The organism is Sphingopyxis sp. (assembly GCF_025869345.1).
Taxonomy (GTDB): domain Bacteria; phylum Pseudomonadota; class Alphaproteobacteria; order Sphingomonadales; family Sphingomonadaceae; genus Sphingopyxis.
Map to the genome: position 1 here is coordinate 1 of NZ_JAOZVW010000033.1, position 22,712 is coordinate 22,712.

Annotated in this window: 26 protein-coding genes, 1 tRNA gene and 1 pseudogene; 15 read left to right on the forward strand and 13 right to left on the reverse strand. The window is 66.4% G+C overall.

What is annotated here, in order from left to right; translation table 11 throughout:
* A pseudogene (locus OJI97_RS03825) lies at window positions 1-336 on the reverse strand (alkyl hydroperoxide reductase subunit F); the annotation flags it as partial.
* Window positions 337-511: 175 nt separating this feature from the next.
* Window positions 512-1,075 carry an alkyl hydroperoxide reductase subunit C gene (gene ahpC, locus OJI97_RS03830; protein WP_297661279.1) on the reverse strand — a complete coding sequence of 188 codons (564 nt, stop codon included), beginning with the start codon at window positions 1,073-1,075 and terminating at the stop codon, window positions 512-514.
* A 190-nt stretch (window positions 1,076-1,265) separates the two neighbouring features.
* Here ahpC and OJI97_RS03835 point away from each other — a divergent pair, with 190 nt between their 5' ends.
* Complete coding sequence (locus tag OJI97_RS03835; protein WP_257544470.1) at window positions 1,266-1,433, forward strand: hypothetical protein; 168 nt, start codon at window positions 1,266-1,268, stop codon at window positions 1,431-1,433.
* Between the two features lie 372 nt (window positions 1,434-1,805).
* On the opposite strand, the gene OJI97_RS03840 is transcribed toward OJI97_RS03835, so the two are convergent.
* A tRNA-Arg gene (locus OJI97_RS03840) sits at window positions 1,806-1,882 on the reverse strand.
* A gap of 72 nt (window positions 1,883-1,954) precedes the next feature.
* Between OJI97_RS03840 and OJI97_RS03845 the strand changes: the two genes are divergently transcribed.
* Together OJI97_RS03845 and OJI97_RS03850 are read left to right on the forward strand one after the other, a co-directional pair.
* Window positions 1,955-2,704, forward strand: coding sequence for a queuosine precursor transporter (locus tag OJI97_RS03845; RefSeq protein ID WP_297661282.1), 750 nt, complete (start codon window positions 1,955-1,957; stop codon window positions 2,702-2,704).
* 8 nt (window positions 2,705-2,712) lie between these two features.
* Window positions 2,713-3,108 (forward strand): hypothetical protein, encoded by a 396-nt coding sequence (locus OJI97_RS03850; protein ID WP_297661284.1) that lies wholly within the window; start codon window positions 2,713-2,715, stop codon window positions 3,106-3,108.
* Here the strand turns inward: OJI97_RS03850 and purQ are convergent.
* A complete protein-coding gene (gene purQ / locus OJI97_RS03855) occupies window positions 3,070-3,735 on the reverse strand; it encodes a phosphoribosylformylglycinamidine synthase subunit PurQ (protein WP_297661286.1) in 666 nt (221 codons plus the stop codon). The genes OJI97_RS03850 and purQ overlap by 39 nt on opposite strands.
* Window positions 3,736-3,757: 22 nt before the next feature.
* Window positions 3,758-3,988, reverse strand: coding sequence for a phosphoribosylformylglycinamidine synthase subunit PurS (gene purS, locus OJI97_RS03860; RefSeq protein WP_058812514.1), 231 nt, complete (start codon window positions 3,986-3,988; stop codon window positions 3,758-3,760).
* A 195-nt stretch (window positions 3,989-4,183) separates the two neighbouring features.
* Between purS and OJI97_RS03865 the strand changes: the two genes are divergently transcribed.
* The 3 genes from OJI97_RS03865 (at window position 4,184) to OJI97_RS03875 (ending at window position 5,784) form a co-directional block, all read left to right on the forward strand.
* On the forward strand, window positions 4,184-4,357 hold the full coding sequence (locus OJI97_RS03865; RefSeq protein WP_095387519.1) for a (2Fe-2S)-binding protein: 174 nt from the start codon (window positions 4,184-4,186) through the stop codon (window positions 4,355-4,357).
* Window positions 4,358-4,457: 100 nt separating this feature from the next.
* On the forward strand, window positions 4,458-4,940 hold the full coding sequence (bfr, locus tag OJI97_RS03870; protein ID WP_257544487.1) for a bacterioferritin: 483 nt from the start codon (window positions 4,458-4,460) through the stop codon (window positions 4,938-4,940).
* A 421-nt stretch (window positions 4,941-5,361) separates the two neighbouring features.
* The gene (locus OJI97_RS03875) at window positions 5,362-5,784 is read left to right on the forward strand and encodes an addiction module antidote protein (protein WP_297661294.1); all 423 of its coding nucleotides are present in this window, start codon (window positions 5,362-5,364) and stop codon (window positions 5,782-5,784) included.
* 209 nt (window positions 5,785-5,993) lie between these two features.
* Here the strand turns inward: OJI97_RS03875 and OJI97_RS03880 are convergent, their stop codons facing one another.
* The 3 genes from OJI97_RS03880 to purC form a co-directional block, all read right to left on the reverse strand.
* Window positions 5,994-8,882 (reverse strand): pitrilysin family protein, encoded by a 2,889-nt coding sequence (locus OJI97_RS03880; protein WP_297661296.1) that lies wholly within the window; start codon window positions 8,880-8,882, stop codon window positions 5,994-5,996.
* Between the two features lie 42 nt (window positions 8,883-8,924).
* Entirely contained in the window at window positions 8,925-10,070 is a 1,146-nt protein-coding gene (locus OJI97_RS03885; protein ID WP_297661298.1) for a diguanylate cyclase, read from the reverse strand.
* A 132-nt stretch (window positions 10,071-10,202) separates the two neighbouring features.
* A complete protein-coding gene (gene purC, locus OJI97_RS03890) occupies window positions 10,203-10,979 on the reverse strand; it encodes a phosphoribosylaminoimidazolesuccinocarboxamide synthase (protein WP_297661300.1) in 777 nt (258 codons plus the stop codon).
* Between the two features lie 322 nt (window positions 10,980-11,301).
* Between purC and OJI97_RS03895 the strand changes: the two genes are divergently transcribed.
* Window positions 11,302-12,225: a crotonase/enoyl-CoA hydratase family protein gene (locus tag OJI97_RS03895; RefSeq protein WP_297661302.1), complete on the forward strand. Its 924-nt coding sequence runs from the start codon at window positions 11,302-11,304 to the stop codon at window positions 12,223-12,225.
* Here OJI97_RS03895 and OJI97_RS03900 read toward each other — a convergent pair.
* The 5 genes from OJI97_RS03900 to OJI97_RS03920 all read right to left on the reverse strand — a co-directional run bounded on the left by OJI97_RS03900 (window position 12,216) and on the right by OJI97_RS03920 (window position 16,085).
* Entirely contained in the window at window positions 12,216-12,434 is a 219-nt protein-coding gene (locus tag OJI97_RS03900) for a hypothetical protein (protein WP_297661304.1), read from the reverse strand. The two genes, OJI97_RS03895 and OJI97_RS03900, sit on opposite strands and share 10 nt — an antisense overlap.
* Before the next feature lie 10 nt (window positions 12,435-12,444).
* Complete coding sequence (locus tag OJI97_RS03905) at window positions 12,445-12,882, reverse strand: SRPBCC domain-containing protein (protein ID WP_297661306.1); 438 nt, start codon at window positions 12,880-12,882, stop codon at window positions 12,445-12,447.
* Window positions 12,879-13,202: a helix-turn-helix transcriptional regulator gene (locus OJI97_RS03910; protein WP_297661308.1), complete on the reverse strand. Its 324-nt coding sequence runs from the start codon at window positions 13,200-13,202 to the stop codon at window positions 12,879-12,881. Before OJI97_RS03910 ends, OJI97_RS03905 begins: the two co-directional genes overlap by 4 nt.
* Before the next feature lie 66 nt (window positions 13,203-13,268).
* Window positions 13,269-14,900, reverse strand: a complete 1,632-nt coding sequence (locus OJI97_RS03915; protein ID WP_297661310.1) for an alkaline phosphatase D family protein — start codon at window positions 14,898-14,900, stop codon at window positions 13,269-13,271.
* A gap of 51 nt (window positions 14,901-14,951) precedes the next feature.
* Window positions 14,952-16,085 (reverse strand): DUF3667 domain-containing protein, encoded by a 1,134-nt coding sequence (locus tag OJI97_RS03920; RefSeq protein WP_297661312.1) that lies wholly within the window; start codon window positions 16,083-16,085, stop codon window positions 14,952-14,954.
* 79 nt (window positions 16,086-16,164) lie between these two features.
* Here OJI97_RS03920 and OJI97_RS03925 point away from each other — a divergent pair, with 79 nt between their 5' ends.
* The 8 genes from OJI97_RS03925 to OJI97_RS03960 all read left to right on the forward strand — a co-directional run bounded on the left by OJI97_RS03925 (window position 16,165) and on the right by OJI97_RS03960 (window position 22,548).
* Complete coding sequence (locus OJI97_RS03925) at window positions 16,165-17,448, forward strand: glutamate-5-semialdehyde dehydrogenase (protein WP_297661314.1); 1,284 nt, start codon at window positions 16,165-16,167, stop codon at window positions 17,446-17,448.
* 31 nt (window positions 17,449-17,479) lie between these two features.
* Window positions 17,480-17,743 carry a CopG family ribbon-helix-helix protein gene (locus tag OJI97_RS03930; protein ID WP_297661315.1) on the forward strand — a complete coding sequence of 88 codons (264 nt, stop codon included), beginning with the start codon at window positions 17,480-17,482 and terminating at the stop codon, window positions 17,741-17,743.
* 2 nt (window positions 17,744-17,745) lie between these two features.
* Window positions 17,746-18,036, forward strand: coding sequence for a type II toxin-antitoxin system RelE/ParE family toxin (locus tag OJI97_RS03935; protein ID WP_297661317.1), 291 nt, complete (start codon window positions 17,746-17,748; stop codon window positions 18,034-18,036).
* Window positions 18,033-18,644 carry a nicotinate-nucleotide adenylyltransferase gene (locus OJI97_RS03940; protein WP_297661319.1) on the forward strand — a complete coding sequence of 204 codons (612 nt, stop codon included), beginning with the start codon at window positions 18,033-18,035 and terminating at the stop codon, window positions 18,642-18,644. The genes OJI97_RS03935 and OJI97_RS03940 overlap by 4 nt, the downstream gene beginning before the upstream one ends.
* Before the next feature lie 40 nt (window positions 18,645-18,684).
* Window positions 18,685-19,095: a ribosome silencing factor gene (gene rsfS, locus OJI97_RS03945; RefSeq protein ID WP_297661321.1), complete on the forward strand. Its 411-nt coding sequence runs from the start codon at window positions 18,685-18,687 to the stop codon at window positions 19,093-19,095.
* 32 nt (window positions 19,096-19,127) lie between these two features.
* Window positions 19,128-19,556 (forward strand): 23S rRNA (pseudouridine(1915)-N(3))-methyltransferase RlmH, encoded by a 429-nt coding sequence (locus OJI97_RS03950; RefSeq protein WP_297661323.1) that lies wholly within the window; start codon window positions 19,128-19,130, stop codon window positions 19,554-19,556.
* 197 nt (window positions 19,557-19,753) lie between these two features.
* Entirely contained in the window at window positions 19,754-20,914 is a 1,161-nt protein-coding gene (locus OJI97_RS03955) for a peptidoglycan DD-metalloendopeptidase family protein (RefSeq protein ID WP_297661325.1), read from the forward strand.
* Window positions 20,915-21,147: 233 nt separating this feature from the next.
* Window positions 21,148-22,548: a S41 family peptidase gene (locus OJI97_RS03960; protein ID WP_297661421.1), complete on the forward strand. Its 1,401-nt coding sequence runs from the start codon at window positions 21,148-21,150 to the stop codon at window positions 22,546-22,548.
* Window positions 22,549-22,712 lie beyond the last annotated feature (164 nt).

Below are 22,712 nucleotides of genomic sequence, written 5' to 3' on the forward strand. Positions count from 1 at the left end.
GACCTGCTCCAGCACCTCGGGCGCGACCTTCGGGGGATGCCCCCCGACCTGCAGCAGCGCGAGGACGAGCGAAGTGAATTCGTGGCCGAGCGGAATGCCCGCGAAACGGACGGCAATCCCGGGATGGCCGGCGCGGCGAATCAGGAAGCTCGGACGGCGGGCATCGTCGTCGGTGCGCTGCACGCTGACCTTGTCCGACAGCGTCGCGATCTGGTCGAGGAGGTCCGCCAGTTCGGCCGACTTCGGGCTGTCGTCGAGCGACGAAAGCAGTTCGATCGGGTCACGAAGGTTCGTGAGGAGACCTTGAAGCTGCTGCTTCAGATTAGCGTCGAGCATGGGGAGAGCTCCTGTATAAATTTGGATCGTCATTGCGAGGAGCGAAGCGACGCGGCAATCCAGAGTCCGCATAAACCGCTCTGGATTGCTTCCCCCGGCTTTCGCCGGGGTCGCAATGACGAGTGTCATATTTCCGTGTGCCCCGCCTTCGCGGGGACACACGGCATGGTATGTTTTAGATCTTGCCGACGAGGTCGAGCGAGGGAGCGAGCGTTTCGGCGCCCTCTTCCCACTTCGCGGGGCAGACTTCGCCCGGGTGGCTGACCCAATATTGCAGCGCCTTGATCTTGCGCAGCAGTTCGGCGGCGTTGCGGCCCACGCCCTCGGGCGTGATTTCGAGGAGCTGGATTTCGCCCTGCGGGTCGAGGACGAAGGTGCCGCGGTCGGCAAGGCCGACGCCCTGGCGAAGAACCTCGAAATTGTTCGAGATGTTGTGGTTCTGGTCGCCGACCATGTAATAGTTGATCTTGCCGATCGCCGGCGAGGTGTCGTGCCAGGCCTTGTGGCAGAAATGCGTGTCGGTCGACACGGCATAGACTTCGACGCCCATCTTCTGCAGCTGCGGATAGATGTCGGCGAGATCTTCGAGTTCGGTCGGGCAGACGAAGGTGAAATCGGCGGGATAGAAGAAGAAGACCGCCCACTTGCCCTTCACGTCGGCGTCGCTGATGTCGACGAACTTGCCGTCCTTGTAGGCGGTAGCGTTGAAAGGCTTGAGGGTCGTGTTCAGAACGGACATTCGGGAGAGCTCCTTGGTTGGTGGAGCCCTCCCCTAGCCATATATGTTGCAATGCGGAAAGTGAAAATACCGGCCCTTTTGATCGAAAATTTCGATCATGCTTTCATCCCCCCGCAATCTGACCCGATTCGGGAAAAAGCGCCGAATTGCGTTAGGTCTTTTGTGACAGGGTCGTGATAATTGCCCCCGAATGGACCAGATTCGCGACTCCATCTATTATGAGCAGCTCGCGCGCGTCGCGCGGCTGAAGGCGAATGCGTCCGACGACCCCTTTCTCGCGCGCCGCCTGCGCGAGGCCGCGGTCCGGCACGAGCAGAAGGCGCGCAAGCTGAAACGCGCCGAGCAGGCGCCCGAATAACCGTCCGGGCGATTTCTCTTCGTTACCCGGACCGGATGAATCGAAGAGCGTAGATTCCGCCGGCGGCGACCTCGATGCCGTCTATTCCGCGAGAGGGTCGGGAGCGAAGATTTGCCTGAGCGGGATCAGCGCCCGATATCGGGGAGACATCGCGCCATAATGCCGCAAGATCAGTTCAACGAAATCCTCGCCATCGATCAGTCGCAAACGCGCCGTGTTGCCCTCGCGCATCCGGGCCGCGCGGATACGCCCGGCTGCTGCTCAAGGAGGTGCGCGTCGATACCCGGGAAATCCGCATCAGCGGTTCTAAAGCCGTGCTGGCCCGGAGTGCTGCCGGGGGCGTCGCCCGCAGTTCTCTCTTTTGTTCGAGTATGGCGCGCCCGGCAGGATTCGAACCTGCGACCACCCGCTTAGAAGGCGGGTGCTCTATCCAGCTGAGCTACGGGCGCGCGGCACGGCTGTGCCCGGGGGCGAATAGCGTGGTTTGCGCCGGGCGCAAAGCGCGTTAAGCAGCGAGCGCGATGACCGAAGCTCCCACCCCTTCCGCAAGGCCTGCGCCCGTCAGCGCGTCGGCCGTCCGGCATTTCCGCTATTACGACCTGATGATGGCGGCGTTCGTCGCGATCCTGCTCTTGAGCAACATCATCGGCGCATCGAAGCCAAGCTACGTCACGCTGCCGAACGGCACCCAATGGGCGTTCGGCGCAGGCGTGCTCTTCTTTCCGATCAGCTACATCATCGGCGACGTGCTGACCGAGGTCTATGGCTATGCCCGCGCGCGGCGGGTGATCTGGACCGGCTTCGCGGCGCTCGCCTTCATGGCGTTCATGGCGTGGGTCGTCGTTTCGCTGCCGCCCGCCAAGGGATGGCCGGGGCAGGCCGCCTATGAATTCGTCTTCGGCAATAGCTGGCGCATCGTCATCGCGTCGATGACCGCCTTCTGGGCCGGCGAATTCGCCAACAGCTACGTCCTCGCGCGGATGAAGATGTGGAGTGGCGGACGGCACCTGTGGATGCGCACCATCGGTTCGACCGTCGTCGGTCAGGGGCTCGACAGCCTGATTTTCTATCCGCTCGCCTTTTACGGGCTTGCGGGCTGGCCGCCCGAACAGCTTTACGAGGTCGTGCTGTCGCAGTGGTTCATCAAGACCGCATGGGAAGCCGCGCTGACCCCCGCAACCTATCTGGTCGTCGGGGCGTTGAAGCGGCGCGAGGGTGTCGACGTGTTCGATGAAGGCACCGATTTCAATCCGTTCGGCGCCAAGGTTTGATGCTTTCTATGACCCTGATTGAACTGGCCTCGCTGTTCGAGGCCCGCAAATTGTCGGTGATCGAAGCCACCGGCCTCGATAAGGATGCGCTGCACATCTATTTCGGGATGACGCTGTTCCTGCTGATCCGCCTCGCGTGGCGCGGACGCGGCGGATGGTTCGCGGCCTGGCTGGCGGTGCTGGTTATGGCATGCGGCGGCGAATGGCTCGACCTGACCGCGGAATATAGCCATTCGGCGATCCAGCCCGACGCGGCGCACTGGCACGACATCTGGAACACGACGTTCTGGCCGACGGTGCTGCTGATCGTCGGGCGCTGGCTTCAGCCCTCGGCGGAAGCCCCGGCAGAACCCACGGACGTCCTGTCAGGCGAGAACGCCGAGCGCCGCCTCGAACAGGCGTAGTCCGTCGGTGCCGCCGTGCGCGCGGTCGATCGCGCGCTCGGGGTGCGGCATCATACCCAGCACATTGCCCGCATCGTTGAGCACGCCTGCGATCGCGCGCGCCGAGCCGTTGACGCCGTCGGTGTAGCGGAAAGCGACGCGCCCCTCGCCCTCGATGCGGTCGAGCGTCGCGGCATCGGCGAAATAATTGCCGTCGTGGTGCGCGACCGGAATGTGGATTTCCTCACCCGCGCCATAAGCGGCGGTGAACAGCGACTGGCTGTTCTCGACCTTGAGCGCGACAGGGCGGCAGACGAAGTTGAGCCCTGCGTTGCGCATCAGCGCGCCGGGCAGCAACTGCGCTTCGGTCAGCACCTGAAAGCCGTTGCACACGCCGAGCACGGGCACGCCGCGCTCCGCCGCCTCGGCAACCGCGCGCAGGATCGGCGAACGCGCCGCCATCGCCCCCGAGCGGAGATAATCACCATAGGAGAAGCCGCCGGGCAGCGCGATGAAGTCGGTGCCCTCCGGCAGTTCGGTCTCGCGGTGCCAGACCATCGCGGGCGCGCGGCCGGTCACGGTCTCGAGCGCGACGGCCATGTCGCGGTCGCAGTTGGAGCCAGGAAAGACGATGACGGCGGTCTTCATGGGGCGGGCTCCTGTCTTGCGCTCAGGCGCGTTCGATGCGGTAGTTTTCGATCACCGTGTTGGCGAGCAGCTTCGCGCACATCGCGTCGAGGTCGGCATCGCTCGTGCCGTCGGCGACGTCGAGTTCGATGAAGCGCCCCGCGCGGACGTCCGCGACACCGCCGAACCCCAGCCCTTCGAGCGCGTGGTGGATCGCCTTGCCCTGCGGGTCGAGCACCCCGGGCTTCAGCGTCACATAGACATTCACCTTCATGCGGGCACTTTCATGGGAGCGGACCTTTGCGCGCGGGCTTGGGAGGATGGGCGCGCCTATGCCCGCGAATCACGTTGCGGGCAAGGGCCGCGGCGCCGAAAAATGCGCTTCTTCGGACTGCGAACCAATCGCATCTTTCCTGTTGCGAATCGCTCGCACTATCCCTAGATCATAGTTGTTGAGAAGGATTCGCACATGGTCGTCTGTGTCTGCAACGCAATAAGGGAACGCGATTTGCGCGACGTCGCAAAGAACGGCCAGTTGCGGTGCGCCAAGGCCGCCTATGCGCAATTGGGTCGCAAACCCAAGTGCGGCCAGTGCCTGTCATTCGCTCGCAATATCATCAGCGACGTCGCCGCGACCGCCTGATTTTTCGCAGATTTCTGCCATTTTCACCCTTGGCCTGAGGGGGCATGGGGCGGTATAATGCCGTCACTCCCACACCCAGAAAAATGACAGGACTGACACCATGAAGGGCGACGAAAAGGTCATCGACTTCCTCAACGAAGCGCTCAAGAACGAACTGACCGCGATCAACCAGTATTGGCTGCACTATCGCATGCTCGACAATTGGGGCGTTTCGCGCCTCGCGCATTTCGAGCGCGAAGAGTCGATCGACGAGATGAAGCACGCCGACAAGCTCGCCGACCGCATCCTCTTCCTCGGCGGCCTGCCCAATTTCCAGTTGCTCGGCCGCCTGCGCGTCGGCGAGACGGTCGAGGAAATCCTCAAGGCCGACCTCGCGGTCGAGGAGGAAGCGATCCCGCTGCTCCGCGACGCGATCGCGCATAGCGAAAGCGTTCGCGATTATGTCAGCCGCGACCTCTTCTCCGACATCCTCGAGAGCGAGGAGCATCATGTCGACGAGCTCGAAAAGCAGTTCGAGCTGATCGAGCGCATGGGAATCGAGAATTACATCCAGCTCCAGTCGAAGCCGGTCGGCGAGGACTGAGTCCGCCCTCTCCCCGCGAAGGCGAGCCCGGGCTTTCAAACCGCCGAATCCACCGATTCCCCGAGCGAAGTCGAGGCTGCGGCGGTGTGGGTTCTCGCTCCGCTCGAACAAGCCCCTCGGCTTCGCTCGGGGAATCGGTGGGGATTCAGGACTCGAAGCTCCAGACGATAGCTGATGCTGCATCCGAGCAAGACGGAGCCGACCTCCGCCTGCGCAGAGGCGACGAAATCCGCGGAAATCAGGGGATATCCAGAGGCGTCTTCGGGCGCCTCTTTTTTCGCTTGTATTTGCGAATAATTCTCAATAGCAAGGTTGGGCAGTCCCCTCCTGCCGGCCGCTGCATCTTTCAGCTGCACCAAAGCGGCCGGCATCTTTTTCCGCGCGACGCGGACGGGGGACACAGGCCATCAAGGGAGACCTCATGCAGGGCAGCAGCGACCTGATCCGGAAATTCACCGAACAGCCGCTCATTCGCGACCTGCCGGTCGATGCCGCGCAGGCCGTGCTCGCGCTGCGTTATTGCATCCTCTGCCGCCGCAGCGAGCGCGACCCGATGCCCGAACTCGAACGGCGCTGGGGCAATATTCTCGCGGCGCGGCGTTATCGCCTGGTGGTCGAGGCGATCGGCCATATCTGGCCCGATCCCTTCGCAGTCGCTCCGCCCTGCTGCCCGCGCGTCAGCTTCGACGAAGCGCTGCTCGCCGCGATGGTCGGCGCCGCGGGCCGCGGCGACCGGGCGCGGTTCGACACGCTCACCGCCGAAATGCTGGGCAGCGACGCGCGCGCGATGCTGTTCACCACGCTCGAGAATTTCGTTCGGGCCAGGGCGCCGGGGCGGGTTTAGGGTCTGGAGGAGACGTCGGGTTTGGAGCGGGGAACGGTCGTTACCCAACTTTCGTCATTCCCGCGAAAGCGGGAACCCAGAGCGTGCATCGGCTGACCCCACCCTAGGTTCCCGCTTTCGCGGGAATGACGAAGTTATGAAATGCGAATATCGCTTACCCGGTCGATAGCAGTCGTCACCCTTTGTAAGCGACGCCTGCATCGCTCACCCTATTTCCCCGCCTTGTCGCTCACCGCCTTGATCACCAGCGCCTTGTCGTCGAGCAGATAGCGCTGCGCCAGCGCCTGCAGTTCGGCAGGCGTCGCAGCCTCGACGATCGCGAGGCTGTTGCGGCTGCGGTCGAGGCGGTCGGCGCGGCTGGTCGCCTCGGCGACATAGGGCAGCCAATAGCTGTTCTCGCGCCGCGCCTTGGTCATGCTTTCGAGCAGCGGCTTGCGCGCGCGGTCGAGCAGGTCGGCATCGACCGGCGCATCGCGCAATTCCTTCGCGATGGCAAAGATCGCCGCGCGCGTCGTCGCCAGATCCTTGTAGTCGACATTGCTCGCCGCGAGGAGATGCCCATAGCCCGGATATTCGTCCGACAGGCTGACCCCCGCGCCGGGGCTATAGCTTTCGCCGAGCTTCTCGCGCAGTTCCTCGGTCAGCTTGAGCTGCATCAGCCGCGACAGGAGGTTGAGCCGCATCGCCTCGGTCAGGTCGCTGTCGTCGCGCGCGGGCCAATAGACGCGGATTTCGGCCTGCTCGGCGGGGCCCTTGTGGATCAGCGTGCGCTCGCTGCGGTCGGCCGCGAAATGGCGCACCCGCGCGTCGGCGTGCGGGTCGAAGGCGGCGCGGCGTTCGGGGAGCGCGCCGAAGGTCTTGGCGATCGCGTCGATCGCCGCCTGCTCGTCGATGTCGCCGACGACCCCGATCTCGATCGCGCCATGCGCCAGGCTGTCGGCGATCGCGGGCTTGAGCTGCGCCCAGTCGAGCGCCATCATCTTGGCGAGCGGCGGTGTCTCTTCGCGCGGATCGTCACCGGCGAGGATGCCGCCGGCGTCGCGGCCGATCACCGCGGCGGGGGTCGCGTCGTTCGCGGCATATTGCTGCGGCAGATAGCGGCGGATCAGCGCCAGCCCGTCGGCGCGATAGCCGGGGTGGGTCAGGAAGGCCGCCATCAGTTCGGCCTGCAATCCGAAATCCTCCGGCGAGGTCAGCGCGCTGCCGCCAAAGGCATCGTCGCTCGCGCCGAAAGCCGGATTCACCGTCCGGCCGGCGAGGATCGTGCGCAGTTCGTCGAAGCTGTGCGCTTCGAGCCCACCGACCATCAGCGAGCCCGCCAGCGCGACCTTGGTCGGGTCGTCGCGCGTCGCGAGCAGATTGCCCCCGTCGACGCGCAGCGACAGATAGACGCGGTCCTTCTGGAAATCGGTCTTCTTGATGTTGAGCATCACATTGTTGGCGAAACGGATGCGGCGGATACCGAGGTCGTCGATCCGCGTGTCGCTGACCACCGTCCCCGGCGTGCCGAAATCGTCATAGGCGAATTTCGCGCTCGCCGCCGCGGCGGGCGCGCTGACCGCAACCTGCTGCGACGCATCGAGCGCGGCCAGGATCGCGCCGGTGCCGCCCGCGATCGGCGCCTTGGCGGTGACGCGCGCCAGCGGCGGGCTGAGCCCCTCCATCCGCTTGCGGAACGCCGCGGTCACCGCATCGGCGGTCAGCGTCGGCGCGACCGCATCGAACATCGCCTGGGTGGTTTCGGGGCGGACGACGACGAAGCTGCCGTCGGCGGCCTTGACCAGCACGTCGGCCATCGTGTCGCTGCGCCGCGTATCGACCCCGGCAACCGCATTTTTGAGCGCGGTGCGGCGGTTGGCGATCTGCTCGTCGACCTCGGCCTGGGTGAAGCCATATTGGACCGCGCGGCGCCATTCCTGCTCGACGAGCGCGAGCGCGTCCTTCCACGCGCCCTCCTTGGCGACCGCGCCGACGCTGACTTGGTCGAAGCGCTTCCAGCCGTCATTGTCGCTGAAATAGCCGGCAAGGATCGGCGAATTCTCGTCGAGCGCGATCTTCGCGAGCCGGCGGCTGAGGATCGCCTCGCCGACATCCTCGGCCAGCTTGCGCGCGCGCTTCGCCTTGCTGTCGATCTCGTCCACCCAGGGCTTGAACGCGGAGATCGTCACCGAATCCTGGATCGCGGGATCGATGAAATCGTCCGCCGCCTCGGCCCGCTTGAAGTCGATACCGCCGATGTCGGGGTCGGCCCCCGCGGGACCGCGGCCCTTCCAGTCCGAAAAGCGCGCCTTGATCTTCGCCTCGATCGCGGCGGGATCGAAATCGCCGACCATCACCAGCGTCGCGCGCTCGGGGCGGTAATAGCGGTCATAGATATCACGGATGCGCGACGCGGGGGCGGTCTTGATCACCTCTTCGGTGCCGACCGGGATGCGACTGGCGACCTTCATCCCCTGCATCTGGAAATCGAGCTGGTCGATCAGGCTGCGAAGCTGATAGCTGTCGCGCGCGCGGCGTTCGGACAGGATGATGCCGCGCTCGCGGTCGACCGCGGCGGGGTCGATCGTCACTTCGCTCGCGGTTTCGCGCATCAGCATCAGGCCGGTGTCGACCAGATCGTCGGAGGCATTGGGCAGATCGAGCTGATAGACGGTCTGGTCGAAGCCGGTGACCGCATTGGTGTCGGCACCGAAGGCGAGGCCCTTGCGCTCGAGCAGCTTGACCATCTCGCCTTCGGGCACATGGGTCGATCCGTTGAAGACCATATGTTCGAGGAAGTGGGCGAGCCCGCGCTGGTCGTCGGCTTCGGCGAAGCTGCCGACGTCGAAGCGCAGGCGGACGAGGACGCTGTCCTTGGGCGTGCTGTTCTTCAGCAGCGCATATTTCATCCCGTTCGGCAGCACGCCGAAGACGATGTTGGGATCGACCGCGATGTCGCTTGCGGCGAAGTTCCAGGCCTTGGCGGCGGCGGTTTGCGGATTGACCGTCGCCGCGGCGGGCGCGGGCGCCGGTTTGGCAAGGACGGGCGCGGGGCCAGCGGCGAGGAGGACGAGGGGCGACAGCGCGAGCGATGCGCGCCGGAGCAGGAGCAGGATCATGCCGCCGGTGTGACCGCGCCCGCGCGGCGGGTCAAGCGCGGCCTAGGCGCGGCGCGACACGCTTTCGACGGACGACTTGCCGCTTCGATCAATCGCCTTGGCGGCATAAAGCGCGCGGTCGGCGACCTCGAACAGGTCGCGGCTCGTCGGTCCGTTTTCGGGCCAGGCGGCGACGCCGACGCTCGCGCCGACGCGAATCACATGCCCCTCGATCTGGCAGGGCGCGGCGAGCGCCGCGAGAATATGGTCGGCGAGCGCGGTTTCGAGCAGCGGCGATCCCGCGGGGACCAGGATCGCGAACTCGTCGCCGCCCTGACGCGCGACCATTGCGTCCTTGCCGCAGGCGCGGCGCAGCCGCACCGCGATTTCGCAGAGGAGCTGATCACCCACCGCATGGCCGTGCCGGTCGTTCACCGGCTTGAAACCGTCAAGGTCGAGCAGCGCGATCGCGAAGGGCCGCCCCTCGCGCGCGCGTCCGATCTCCTCGGCGAGGCGGAGGTCGAAGGCCCGGCGATTGGGCAGCGCGGTCAGCGGATCGCTGTGCGCGAGCTCGCGCATCTGGCGCTGGAGCATCAGCAGATCGACGAGCTGGCCGTGCTGCTGAACGATCATGCGGATCAGAAAGATCGTCGCGACGATCAGGCTCGTCCCAGCGCCCACTTCGGCGGCATGCCCCGAGGTCAGCATCAGCCCCGCGACGGGCACCAGCCCGATGGCGATGTTGATCAGCGCGGCGAAACGGATCGGCGACAGGCAATAGGCGGTCGCGAGCGACCCCATCGCCATGATCATCGCATAATAGCTGTGGTTCTCGGGCGCGGCGGCAAGCCAGTTGACCACCGTCCAGACGCTGCACATCGCCCCCATCACCGCCGACAGCCACGTCGCCTCGATGCGGACGCGCCGCGCCCGGCGCGGGCTCATGCGGCGGCCGCGATTCTTCATCAGCGTGGCGAAGCCGAGCAGGCAGACGCACGCGAGGATGACGGGAAAGCCGATACGAATGACCGGATGGACGGCGGCGATCCCGGCATAGATGGCGGTCGGCGTCGTCGCCGCCAGCATCAGGAACAGCATCGGGGTCAGCGTCTCGATGCGATGCGCGCGCAAAAGCGCCAGATCGTCCCGGATATCATCCGGAACCGGCGGGAACACCCGCGTGCCAAACCAATGAGAGACCCCCGTCATGCGGCGGGGGTAGCAAGCTGTGGTAAATCAAGCCTTAAGGATGGCTAGAGCGTCGAGCCTTTAATCCGACCCACCGTCCCGTTCGTGTCGAGATGATGCAGATGTAAATCTCAGCGCCCTGGCGCCACCGTTTCAGCTCTTCTTCTTGCGATGGCTTTCGAGGTCGAGCACGGCGTTGTCGCCGCCCTCGGGCAGCAGACCGAGCCGGCGCGCGACCTCCTGATAGGCCTCGACCTCGCCGCCAAGATCGCGGCGGAAGCGGTCCTTGTCGAGCTTTTCGTTCGTCGCCATGTCCCACAGGCGGCAGCCGTCGGGGCTGATTTCGTCGGCCAGGATAATACGGCTGTAGTCGCCCTCATAGAGCCGCCCGAATTCGAGCTTGAAGTCGACGAGGCGGATGCCGACGCCCGCGAACATGCCCGACATGAAGTCGTTGATGCGGATCGCCAGGTCCTGGATATCGTGAAGTTCGTCCTGGCTGCACCAGTTGAAGCAGGCGATATGCTCCTCGGCCACCAGCGGATCGCCGAGTGCGTCGTCCTTGTAGCAATATTCGATCAGGGTGCGCGGAAGCGGCGTCCCCTCCTCGATCCCGAGCCGCTTCGACAGCGTGCCCGCGGCGACGTTGCGCACGATCACCTCGATCGGCACGATCTCGACCTGGCGGATGAGCTGCTCGCGCATGTTGAGGCGGCGGATGAAATGATGCGGCACGCCGATATTGCCGAGCAAGGTGAAGACATGCTCCGAAATCCGGTTGTTGAGCACGCCCTTGCCGTTGATCGTCCCGCGTTTCTGCGCGTTGAAGGCGGTCGCGTCGTCCTTGAAATACTGGATCAGCGTGCCCGGTTCGGGGCCTTCGTAAAGGATCTTGGCTTTGCCTTCGTAGATCTGGCGGCGACGGGCCATGGCGCGCGGACTTTCTGTCGGAACCAAAAGAAGAACCCGGCGAAAGCGACTCAGGCGAGAGGCGCGCCGCCGGGGCGATGCGGCGCCTATAGCGGCAAAGCGCGGGCGCGTCACCCGTCACGTCGCCCCCGCGAAGGCGGGGGCCGCTGGAGGTTTACGCGGCGCTGAAGAATAAGGCCGACAGCGGCCCCCGCCTGCGCGGGGGCGACGAATCCGGGTATCGGACCGCGCCGCATCCCTCACCCACTTACGTTTACGTAAACTAGAGCTTGCCTTCGCCCTTCCTGCTTGCAACCATGCCGCGATCCCCAAGGAGAGAGACATGAGCTACAACGAGATTCGCCTCGACAAGCAGGACGGCATCGCCATCCTGACCCTCTACCGGCCCGAGCGGATGAACGCCTTCACCGCCGACATGATGGCCGAGATCATCGCCGCGCTCGATGAATGCGATGCCGACGACGCGGTGCGCGCGGTGATCTTCACCGGCCATGGCGACAAGGCCTATTGCGCGGGCGCCGACCTGGGGTCGGGCGGCGACACCTTCGATTACGACAAGCGCGCCGACAAGCAGCGCCAGCTTCCCGAAGGCACCCCCGCGAGCCCGGTCGCGCCGGACGGGACGATCGACTGGTCGCACCCGCTGGTGCGCGACGGCGGCGGGCGCGTATCGATGCGCATCTTCGCGGCGAAGAAGCCGGTGCTCGGCGCGATCAACGGCGCCGCGGTCGGGATAGGCGCGACGATGACGCTGCCGATGGACGCGCGCCTCGCGAGCGAGACCGCGCGCTACGGCTTCGTCTTCGCGCGCCGCGGCATCGTGCCCGAAGCCGCGTCGAGCTGGTTCCTGCCGCGCCTCGTCGGCATCGCGAACGCGGTCGACCTCTGCTATTCAGGGCGCCTGATTTCGGCCGCCGAAGCGCAGGAAAAGGGCCTTGTCCAGTCGGTCCACGCGCCGGGCGCGCTGATCGACGCCGCGATCGCCAAGGCGCGCGAGATGACCGAGCACAGCGCCCCCGTCTCGGTTGCGCTGACCCGCCACATGCTCTGGCGCATGATGGGCGCCCCGCACCCGATGAGCGCGCACCGCTGGGACAGCCGCGTGATCTTCTCACGCGGCCGCAGCCCCGACGCCGTCGAGGGCGTGACGAGTTTCCTCGAAAAGCGCGCCCCCAATTTCACCGCCAGCGTCGCGAACGACTATCCCTGGTTCGACGAGTTCGAGGAAAGCCCGCCCTATGGCTGAGGCGCCCCGGCCTTCGCCCGCCGCGCCATGAAATAGGGGCGGAAAAACAGGTAGAGGCCGGTCACGGTCAGCAGGAACAGCGGCGCGAGCGGGAGGTAATAGACCCATTGCGCCGGCTGCCTGCCGATGCCGAGCGTCGCGAAGATGCCGGCGACGATCACGGTGAAGACGATCGACGTCCAGCGGTGGAACGGCCGAATCCAGGTCATCATAATCTCCTTAGGCCCGCGCCCCATCGAGCGCCGCGACGGTTTTTTCCAGATTTTCCAGATGAAGGCGCCAGCCGCCCTGCGCGCCGCCGAACGCCTGCTTCTGCTCGGGGCGGAATCCGGTCTGCTCGATGCGGAGCAGCGTCCCCGCGCCCGCAGGTTCGAGCGTGAAGGTGACGACGCTTTCGAGGTCGAAAGCGGGATCGGCGTGCGGGTGATTCCAGCTATAGGACAGCGTCCGCCCCGGATCGACGTCGAGGATTTCGCAGTCGACCTGCCCCCAGTCGCCGCGAAGCCGGAAGCGGTGGCCGGGATCGAGGCCGAAATCATTCTTCATCAGCCATTCCTCGATCAGGTGCGGCTCGGTGAGCGCGCGCCATATCTTCTCGGGCGGGTGCGGAATCTGGCGTTCAACGGTGACCGTGCGGACGTCGGGCGATGCGTTCATTGATCCATCCTTTTCAGCAAATCTTCGAGATCGTCGAACCGCGCTTCCCAGAAGCGGGTCATGCGGCCGGTCCAGTCGACCAGCGGCGCCAGCGCGCGCTGCTGCGCGCTGTAATGCGTCTGCCGCCCCTCGTGGCGATCGCGCACGAGCCCGGCCTGCCTGAGTATGCCGAGATGCTTCGACACCGCGGGCTGCGAGATTCCGGCGCCGTTGGTCAGCGCGGCGACGGTCTGCTCGCCGTCGAGGCAGAGCCGCTCGAACAAGCCGCGCCGGGTCGGGTCGGCGAGCGCCCTGAACAGAAGGTCGGGGGATGCGGTCATAATCCATAACTCCGTGGCTATGGATTTCTCATAACCACATAGTTATGGGTTAGTCAAGCGCTCGCGTCAGACTGTGTCATAAGTCCGCCGCCCGCGCGTCGCGGTCATGCGGTGCGAGCCTGTCAGTTTGAGATCATGCGTGCGCACCGGCGCGACGCTGTGCCAGTCGGCGGTCACCCGGTCGGGGGTCAGCGCGATGGTCACGTAACCGCGATCGCACGTGTTGGCCCAGCGAAGCTGCGGCGATGAGGCGCGCAAGGCGGAAACGCGCGTTTCGTCCGATATGCCGGGGGTATAGGCCTCGAAGCCCGGCGAGGTGACGCTCTGCCCGGCGACCTCGATCCCCGCCGGCCGGCCGTCGTGCGCCAGGTCGAACGCCCAGGCATTGTGGCTGTCGCCCGACAGGGTGACGAGATCGGCATCGGCGCTTTGCGCGGCGGCGAGCAGGCGGTCGCGCGCGGCGGGATAGCCGTCCCAGCCGTCCATGTTGAGCGGCAGTCCGGCCTTCGCGGCGAGCTGCGCCACCTCGACGCGGCGCTTCACGAAATCGGGCTGATCGGGACCGAACCAGCCCTGCGATTCGGGCGGGGTGAACAGCGGCCCCATGACGATCTGCTGTGCGCAGACCTGCCAGCGCGTTCCCGCCTTCACCGACTGCACGAAGCCGTCGAACAGCCATTTTTCCTGTTCGGCGCCCATCAACTGGCGCTGCGGGTCGCGATAGGTGGTTTCGGCGAAGGTCTTGAGCGTCGCCGCGACGTCGCCTTTTCCTTCCAGCAGCGCGCCGAGATCGAACGGCTCGTCGCGCGCGGTGACGCGCGTTTCGGGAAGGAAGATCGTCGCGAGGTCGCCGACCTGATAGTCGCGCCAGCGGGTCTCGGCGACGGGCATCCATTCGGTGTGGGCGCGCTCGGCGGCCGCCTTGCGATCTTCCCAGCTTCCCTCGCCCGCATTGTGATTCTCCGCCCCGCCCTTCCATGTATCGTTGGCAAATTCATGGTCGTCCCACTGGGCGATCATCGGGAAAAGCTGGTGCAGCCGCTGCAGGTCGGGATCGGCGCGATAAGCCGCATAGCGGAGGCGATAGTCGGCGAGCGCCACAAGTTCCTGCGACGGCTGGACCAGCCGCCCCGGCACCGCCTCCTTCGCCGAGGGATAGTCGCCCGCCCGATATTCGTAGAAATAATCGCCGACATGCGCCACGAGGTCGATGTCGCCGCGCGCCGCGGCGTGGCCATAGGCGTTGAACCAGCCGAACGGCATGTTGGCGCAGGAGAAGAGCGCGAGCGTGAAGGCGCTCGCCGGCCCCTGCGGCAGGGTGCGGGTGCGGCCGGTCGGCGACGCGGTGCCGTCGGGCGCGACGAAGCGGTAAAAATACCAGCGGCCCGGCGCGAGTCCATCGACGGTGATCTTCGCGGTATGATCGCGCTCGCCTTCGGCGGTGACGCTGCCCCCGCCCGCGACCGCCGCGAAATCGGGCGTCTCGGACAGCTCGACCGTCAGCCGCGTGTCCGACGGCGCAGCATAGCGCGTCCACAGCAGGATGCTGTTCGCGCCGGGCTCGCCGCTCGCGACGCCATGGGTAAAGCCCTGCGCCGCCATCGCCCGCGCCGCGCCCGGCAGCGCCATCGCGGCGAGCCCGGCGGTGCCGAGCTTGATGAGCAGGCGCCGGTCGATTTCGCCCCAGAGCTGGTGCATCGTATGTCTCCCTTTGCCGGGCCTTTGCCCGATCCGCGTTACAACGCCTCGTCAGCCGGCGGCGCCGAGCGCGAGCAGCAGCAGCATGAACATGATCACCGCGAACAGGCTGAAGAGCAGCAGCAGGCTCGTTCGCGCCAGCGCCCCGATCCGCGACGAGCGATAGGCGCCGCGAAGCTGGCGATACATGTGGAACGGCACATAGAATAGCGCGGCAAAGGTCGCGAGCTCGCCGAAGATCGTCAGGTTGAGCAAGCGCACGGCCACGAACATCAGCAGCATGAAGCTGATCGAATAGGTTACGAAAACGAAATGGTCGTAGGTGTGAAAGCGCCGGCTGAACGGATAGAGCAGCCACATAAAGGGCAGCGACAGCGGGATCAGCGCCCACGCGAATTTATAGGCGTTCGCCTGCACCTTGTAGAGAATCAGCGCCGGGTTCGCGAGCGCCTTTTCCATGCCGTGATCGATGAAGGCGATGCCGGTATCGCTCTTGTTGCGCGCGATGAATGCGGCGCTCGTTTCGATCTGGTCGGTCGGATCGCTCAGCACCGGCGGCCCCAGCGCGCGCTCGGCGTCGCGTTCGGCCTTGCTCCGGCTGCGCGCGACGCCCAGATAGCCGGCGCTTTTCTGGAGCGTGTCGCGTTCCGCCTGCAATTCGCTACGCCGCGCCGCGGGCAAATCCTTTTTCGCCAGTTCGATGTCGATCCGGTCGACCTCGTCCTGCATACTGTCCTTGATCGCCGCCGCGCGCGTCTGTTCGGCGGCCGCCTTGTTCAGCTCCTGGCCGAGACCGCCGCCCGCGCCGACCATCGCGAGCACCGCATAGGTCAGGAACACCGCGAAGAGGAACAGCGCCAGCGGCGAGATGAAGCGCGCACGCTCGCCGTGGATATAGCGGCGCGTAAGGTCGCCGGGCCGCCACGCGAGCAGCGGCAGCGTGTTCCACAATTTGCCCTCGAAATGAAAGATCGCGTGGACGAGATCGTGCCCGATCGCGCCGAAGCTGCGATGGATATCGGCCTTCTGCCCGCAGCGGTGGCAATGCGACCCGACGAGGCTCGTCCCGCAATTGAGACAGCGTCCGCCGCCGCGCCCGCCGGCGCCGCCGTGCCTCGGCTCGACCGCCGAACCCGCCAGCCCCGCCGTGATCGCCGCCCCGATGCTTTCGATGTCCCCGCTCATGCGCCCCTGCCTAGTGGGGCATCGCCGTCCGCGCAACGGGGCTTTCGGGAGTCAGGCGAAACGTGATACTGGCCGCGCCATGAACGCCGAAACCCTTACTCCGCCGCGTCCCGCCGACGCCGACGCGCTGATCGCCGGCATGGGCGCGCGCGCGCGCGCCGCGGCGAAGCGGCTCGCGGTCGCGAGCACCGCCGAGAAGGCGGCGGCGCTGCACGCGGGCGCGACACAGCTTCGCGCGCAGGCAGCGAAAATCCTGGACGCCAACGCCCGCGACATGGAAGCCGGGCAGGCCGGCGGGCTGACCGCGGCGATGCTCGACCGGCTGCGGCTCGACGAGGACCGGCTGAGCGCGATCGCCGATGCGGTCGATGCCGTCGCGGCGCTCCCCGATCCGGTCGGGCGCGAGATCGACCGCGCGGTGCGTCCGAACGGCATGGAACTCAGCCGCGTTCGCGTGCCGCTCGGCGTCGTCGGCATCATCTACGAAAGCCGTCCGAACGTCACCGCCGATGCCGCCGCGCTCGGCCTGATGTCGGGCAATGCGGTGATCCTGCGCGGCGGCAGCGAGGCGGTACACAGCAACCGCGCGATCCACGCCGCGCTCGCCGCCGGGCTCGCGGCAAGCGGCCTGCCCGCCGACGCGGTGCAACTCGTGCCCACGCAGGACCGCGCCGCGGTCGGTGCGCTGCTGCGCGCGCAGGGACTGGTCGACATCATCATCCCGCGCGGCGGCAAGGGCCTCGTCGCGCGCGTGCAGGACGAGGCGCGCGTGCCCGTGCTCGCGCATCTCGACGGGATCAACCATCTCTATATCGACGGCGCCGCCGATCCGGCGAAGGCGCTGCCGCTGGCGGTCAACGCCAAGATGCGCCGCACCGGCATCTGCGGCGCGACCGAGACGATCCTGATCGACCGCGCTTATTCCGCGCCGCTCGCCATCGTCGACGCGCTGATCGCGGCTGGTTGCGAGGTGCGCGGCGACAGGGACGTCGCGGCGCTCAGCCCGCATGTCGAGCCCGCATCGGCGGGCGACTGGGATAGCGAATATCTCGACGCGATCGTCTCGATCGCCCTGGTCGACGGCCTCGCGGGCGCGCTCGCGCATATCGACGCGCATTCGAGCCGCCACACCGACGCGATCGTCACCGAGAGCCGCGCCACCGCCGAACGCTTCCTGTCGGAGGTCGACAGCGCGATCGTCATGCACAACGCCTCGACCCAGTTCGCCGACGGCGGCGAATTCGGGCTGGGGGCAGAAATCGGCATCGCGACGGGGCGGCTGCACGCAAGGGGGCCGGTCGCGCTCGAAGGACTGACCACCTATAAATGGCTGGTGCGGGGGACGGGGCAGGTGCGGCCTTGAATCATTTGTATACAAATGATACGAACCTTTTATGAACACGACATCACCTATCTCGGCTCGCGTTGACGAGACAACACTGAAAGATCTGGATCGACTGGCCGAAGAGCTTGACCGATCGCGGTCATGGTTGGTGGCACAGGCGGTTCGCGAATATGTGAAGCGCGAAACCGAATTTCTGGAATTCGTCAAAATTGGCGAAGACGAAATCGAAAATGGCGATTTCCATACTCAGGACGAAATGGAAGCGTGGCTTGAGGAGCGTATTTCCAAACGGGCCGGGAAAGAAGCAAGCTGATCGTGAAACCCGGCATCGTCTGGGCCCCGAGCGCTCGGGCCGACCTCGCGCGCATCGATCTTCACTATAGTGAACTGGATCTCGATTTTGCCAATCGCGCCGCACGCAATGCAGTTGCAGCGGCCAAATTCCTCCAGGCGAATCCCCATGCCGGACCGAAGGTCGATGGCACCGCCTATCGGAAGTGGCACGTTTCCGAGAGTCCCTTTTTGCTGATCTATCGGCCTGAAAGGGGCGCAATTCGCATCCTCCGCGTGCGCCACTATCGTGAGGACTGGCACCCAGCGACATGATCACCACCGGCCTCCTCGGCGGCAGCTTCAATCCCGCGCATGGCGGGCACCGGGCGATCAGTCTCAACGCGATCGAGGCGCTCGGGCTCGACGAACTGTGGTGGCTCGTCTCGCCGGGCAATCCGCTGAAACCCGCGAAGGGCATGGCGCCGCTTCCCGCCCGGCTCGCCTCGGCGCAGCGGATGGCGCGGCGCTCGCCGATCCGCGCGACCGCGATCGAGGCCGAACTCGGCACGCGCTATACCGTCGATACGCTGAAAAAGCTGGTGCGGCGCTATCCGGGCCGCCGCTTCATCTGGATCATGGGGGCCGATAATCTGGCCCAATTGCCCCAATGGCGCGACTGGCGGGGGATCGCACGATTGATGCCGATTGCGGTGATCGCGCGTCCGGGCTATAATGGCCGCACCCACGCTGCACAGGCGATGGGTTGGCTGCGGCGCTTTGTCCGGCCCGCGGACCAGAAACGTCACTGGACGGACTGGAGACCGCCTGCCCTCGTGTTCCTGCGTTTTTCGCCCGATGTGCGATCCGCAACCGCCCTACGGCAGGCCGACCCCCGCTGGTTCGAACGCTATGCAGGCCGCGCCCCCCGCGCGACCCTGTGACGCATTTGCGCCTGGCCATGGATGAAAGGAATGAAACCGCTTGATAGCCGCCAGTAAGGATGCCGCGCCCGGCGCCGCAACCGCCCCCAAGTCTTCGGACGACAGCGTGGAAGCCCTCCACGCGCTGATCCTCCACCAGCTGGATGAGGATCAGGCCCAGGAAACCATCTCCATCCCGCTTGCCGGCAAGAGCAGCATCGCCGACCATATGGTGATCGCGAGCGGCCGGTCGACGCGTCACGTCTCGGCGATCGCCGACAAGCTGGCGCAGCGCATCAAGCAGGAAGCGGGCCGCCTCGTCCGCGTCGAAGGCCTTCCCAACGCCGACTGGGTGCTGATCGACGCCGGCGACGTCATCGTCCACCTGTTTCGCCCCGAGGTTCGCAGCTTCTACAACCTCGAACGCATGTGGTCGTTCGGAGACGCCCCGCCGGTTGCCGCGGTAAATTGACGCCTTTGCCTCGCTAACGTAGGCGAGGCGTCATGTTGCTGCACATCATCGCGCGCGGGCGCATCGGGCGGGGCCCCGAGGCCGAGCTGGTCGAGCGCTATATGAAGCGCGTGACCTGGGCGCAGAAGATTTCGGAGCTTCCCGACACCGGCGGGCGCGTTCCCGCCGCGGCCGGCAACAGCCGCACCCTATTGCTCGACGAGGGCGGCGAACAGCTTTCGTCGCTCGAATTCGCCAAACTGCTGGAGACATGGCGCGACGGCGGGGTGCGCGAGGCGCGCTTCTGCCTCGGCGCCGCCGACGGATTCACGCCTGCCGAGCGCGAGGGCGCCGACCGGGTCATCGCCTTCGGCCGCGCGACCTGGCCGCACCTGATGGCGCGCGCGATGCTCGCCGAGCAACTATGGCGCGCGACCAGCATCATCGCGGGGCACCCCTATCACCGCGAGGGGCGGCAATGAGGCGGCGAACCGCACAACTTGAGCCCCTCCTCTTCAGAGGAGGGGTTGGGGTGGTGCACGCCGGTTCAGGACACCACCCCGCTGCGACTAGCGGACAAGTCCGCAAGTCTCGCTGCCCCTCCTCTGAAGAGGAGGGATGGGTTCGCGGCCGGTATTCCATGGTCTTAGCCGCCGTGTTCCTGGCATTGGCGGCCGTCATGGCCACCGCGCAAAGCGACGTCTTCGACCCTCAGGCGATCGCCGAGCGCGAACGCCAGCAGCTCCTGACCGCCAAGCGGCAATCGGCCGACGCGATGACGCGCAGCGCCGCGCTCGAGGCGCAGGCGACCGCCGCGCACGACGAGGCCGAGCGGCTGAAAAAGCGCAGCGCAGCGCTCGCCGCGCGCATCCAGTCGGCCGAGGCCGACATCAACGCCGGCGAGGCGCGCGTCGCGCTGGTGACGCGGCGGCTGAAAGGGCAGGAGGCACGGCTCGCCGAGCAGCGGCAGCCTTTGCTCGAACTCACCGCCGCGTTGCAGCAGCTCAGCCGCCAGCCACCGGTGAGCGTTCTTGCCCAGCCCGGATCGCTGACCGACATGGTCCACGCGCGCGCCGTCATCGACGCCGCCATGCCGGTGATCCAACGGCGGACCGCCGGGGTGCGGCGCGAGCTCGCCGAACTGCGCACCGCGCGGCAGCAGCAGGGAATCGCGTTGCAGGCACTCGCCGCAAGCAAGACCGAACTCGCCCAGCGCCGCGACGCGCTGACCCGGCTCGAAAATGAAGGCCGCCTGCGCTCGCGCGAGCTGATGAGCAGCGCCCAGCTCGAGGCCGACCGCGCGCTCGGGCTCGGCGAGAAGGCGCGCGACATCGTCGAGCTGATGGATGCGCTCGAAACCGACGGCGCGGTGCGCGGCGAACTGGCGCAGCTCGCGGGACCGATTCCGCGCCCGCGCGATCCGGCGAGCCCGGTCCTGCAGGCCGCGCCGCCCGCACCGGCCGAGGCCGAGCTTGCGCGCGGCGTCTATCGCCTGCCGGTCGTCGGACGCATCGTCGCGGGGCTGGGCGAGGTCAACGACAGCGGCGTGCGCTCGCGCGGGATCACCATCGCGGCGCGCCCCGGCGGGCAGGTCGTCGCGCCCGCGCCGGGACGCGTGAGCTTCGCGGGCGATTATCGCGGTTACGGCAAGATCATCATCATCGACCATGGCGGCGGCTGGATTTCGCTGGTCACCGGGATGATCGCGTTGTCGGCGGGGGTCGGCGACACGCTGGACGCCGGGGCGCCGATCGGCCGCGCCGGGTCCGACGACAGCCGGATCACCGTCGAATTGCGCCGCGCCGGCCGCCCGGTGGACGTCGCCCGGATGCTGGGGTGAAAGGGATTGTGTCATTGCGAGCGTAGCGAAGCAATCCAGAGCTCGCGTAAACCGCCCTGGATTGCTTCGCTGCGCTCGCAATGACGAAGATTATTATCCAGCCGCCGTGTCGTGCGATGAATCCGCGTCATTGCTGTCCCGGAACTCGCGCTTGACGCTCCCAAAATTCCGTAGGACGATGGCGCGCCGGGGATTATAAGGCAGGTTCACGCCTGCGCGATTGAAAGATGACCATGACCGAATCGACCCAGACTGCCTCCTCTTCCCGGCGCCGCTTCGCGCTGTGGCAGGGCGCCGCGGCGCTTTCGACCCTCGCGCTCGTCCCGCTCGCGACCGGGGCGATGGCGACCGTCGACGCCTCGACGCAGCAGGAAATCGCCCGCTTCATGGACGTCTTTCTCGAGGTCAAATCCAACTATGTCGAGCCGGTCAGCGACGACAAGCTGATCGAAGGCGCGATCAACGGGATGCTCGCCAGCCTCGACCCGCATTCGGGCTATCTCGATGCGCGCGACTATTCGAACCTGCGCACCCAGACCGACGGCGAATATGGCGGGCTGGGCCTGTCGGTCACGATGGAGGACGGCGTGGTCAAGGTGATCGCGCCGACCGCCGACACCCCCGCCGACCGCGCCGGGGTCAAGGCGGGCGACTATATCACCCACATCAACAAGCAGTTGATTTTCGGGATGACGCTCGACGAAGCGGTCGAGCAGATGCGCGGGCGTCCCGGCACCCAGATCGAGATCACCGTCGTGCGCGAAGGCCAGGACAAGCCGATCGAGATGACGCTGACGCGCGAGATCATCGACGTGAAGCCGGTCAAATGGGAAGCGAAGGACGATGTCGGCGTGCTGACCATCGCCAGCTTCTCCGCCGACGCGACCCGCGACCTCAAGGCCGCGATGATCTCGGTCGAGAAATCGCTCGGCCATAAACCGCGCGGCTGGGTGCTCGACCTGCGCTCGAACCCCGGCGGGTTGCTCGACGAAGCGGTCGGGGTCAGCGACATCTTCCTCGACCGCGGCGAGATCGTCTCGCAGCGCGGGCGCAAGAAGAGCGATATCGAACGCTATTTCGCCGAGCCCGGCGACCTCGCCGGCGGCGCGCCGGTGATCGTGCTGATCGATGCGGGCTCCGCCTCGGCCTCCGAAATCGTCGCGGGGGCGCTGCAGGATCAGCATCGCGCGGTGATCATGGGCGAGCGCAGCTTCGGCAAGGGATCGGTGCAGACGGTGCTGCCGCTGACCGACACCACCGCGCTCCGCCTCACCACCGCGCGCTATTACACCCCGTCGGGGCGCAGCGTGCAGGAAGGCGGGATCGAGCCCGACATTCGCGTGCCGCAGCTTTCGGACCCCGATTACAAGGACCGCCCGCGCTTCCGCGAAAGCGACCTGCGCCGCCACCTGATCAACGAAAAGAAGGTCGACAACAGCCTGCTCGAAAAGGACGAGAAGGACGATCCGCGCTTCACCGCGACCGCCGAGGAGCTGAAGGCCAAGGGCATCAAGGATTATCAGCTCTATTATGCGCTGCAGACGATCGGGCGGGTCGGCCCGGCGACGCCGCGCATGGCGCAGGGCGGCAAGCCGCCCGCCAAGCCGCCCGCCAAGCCGGCCGCGCGCAACTAAGGGATGACGCACAAAAGCCATCCGATTCCCCGAGCGAAGCCGAGGGGCCCTGCCGAGCGAAGTCGAGGCTGCAATGGTGCGAGTTCTCGCTGCGCTCGAACGGGCCCCTCGGCTTCGCTCGGGGAATCGGACCATTTAAATTTCGCGCAATTACTCTAGAGACT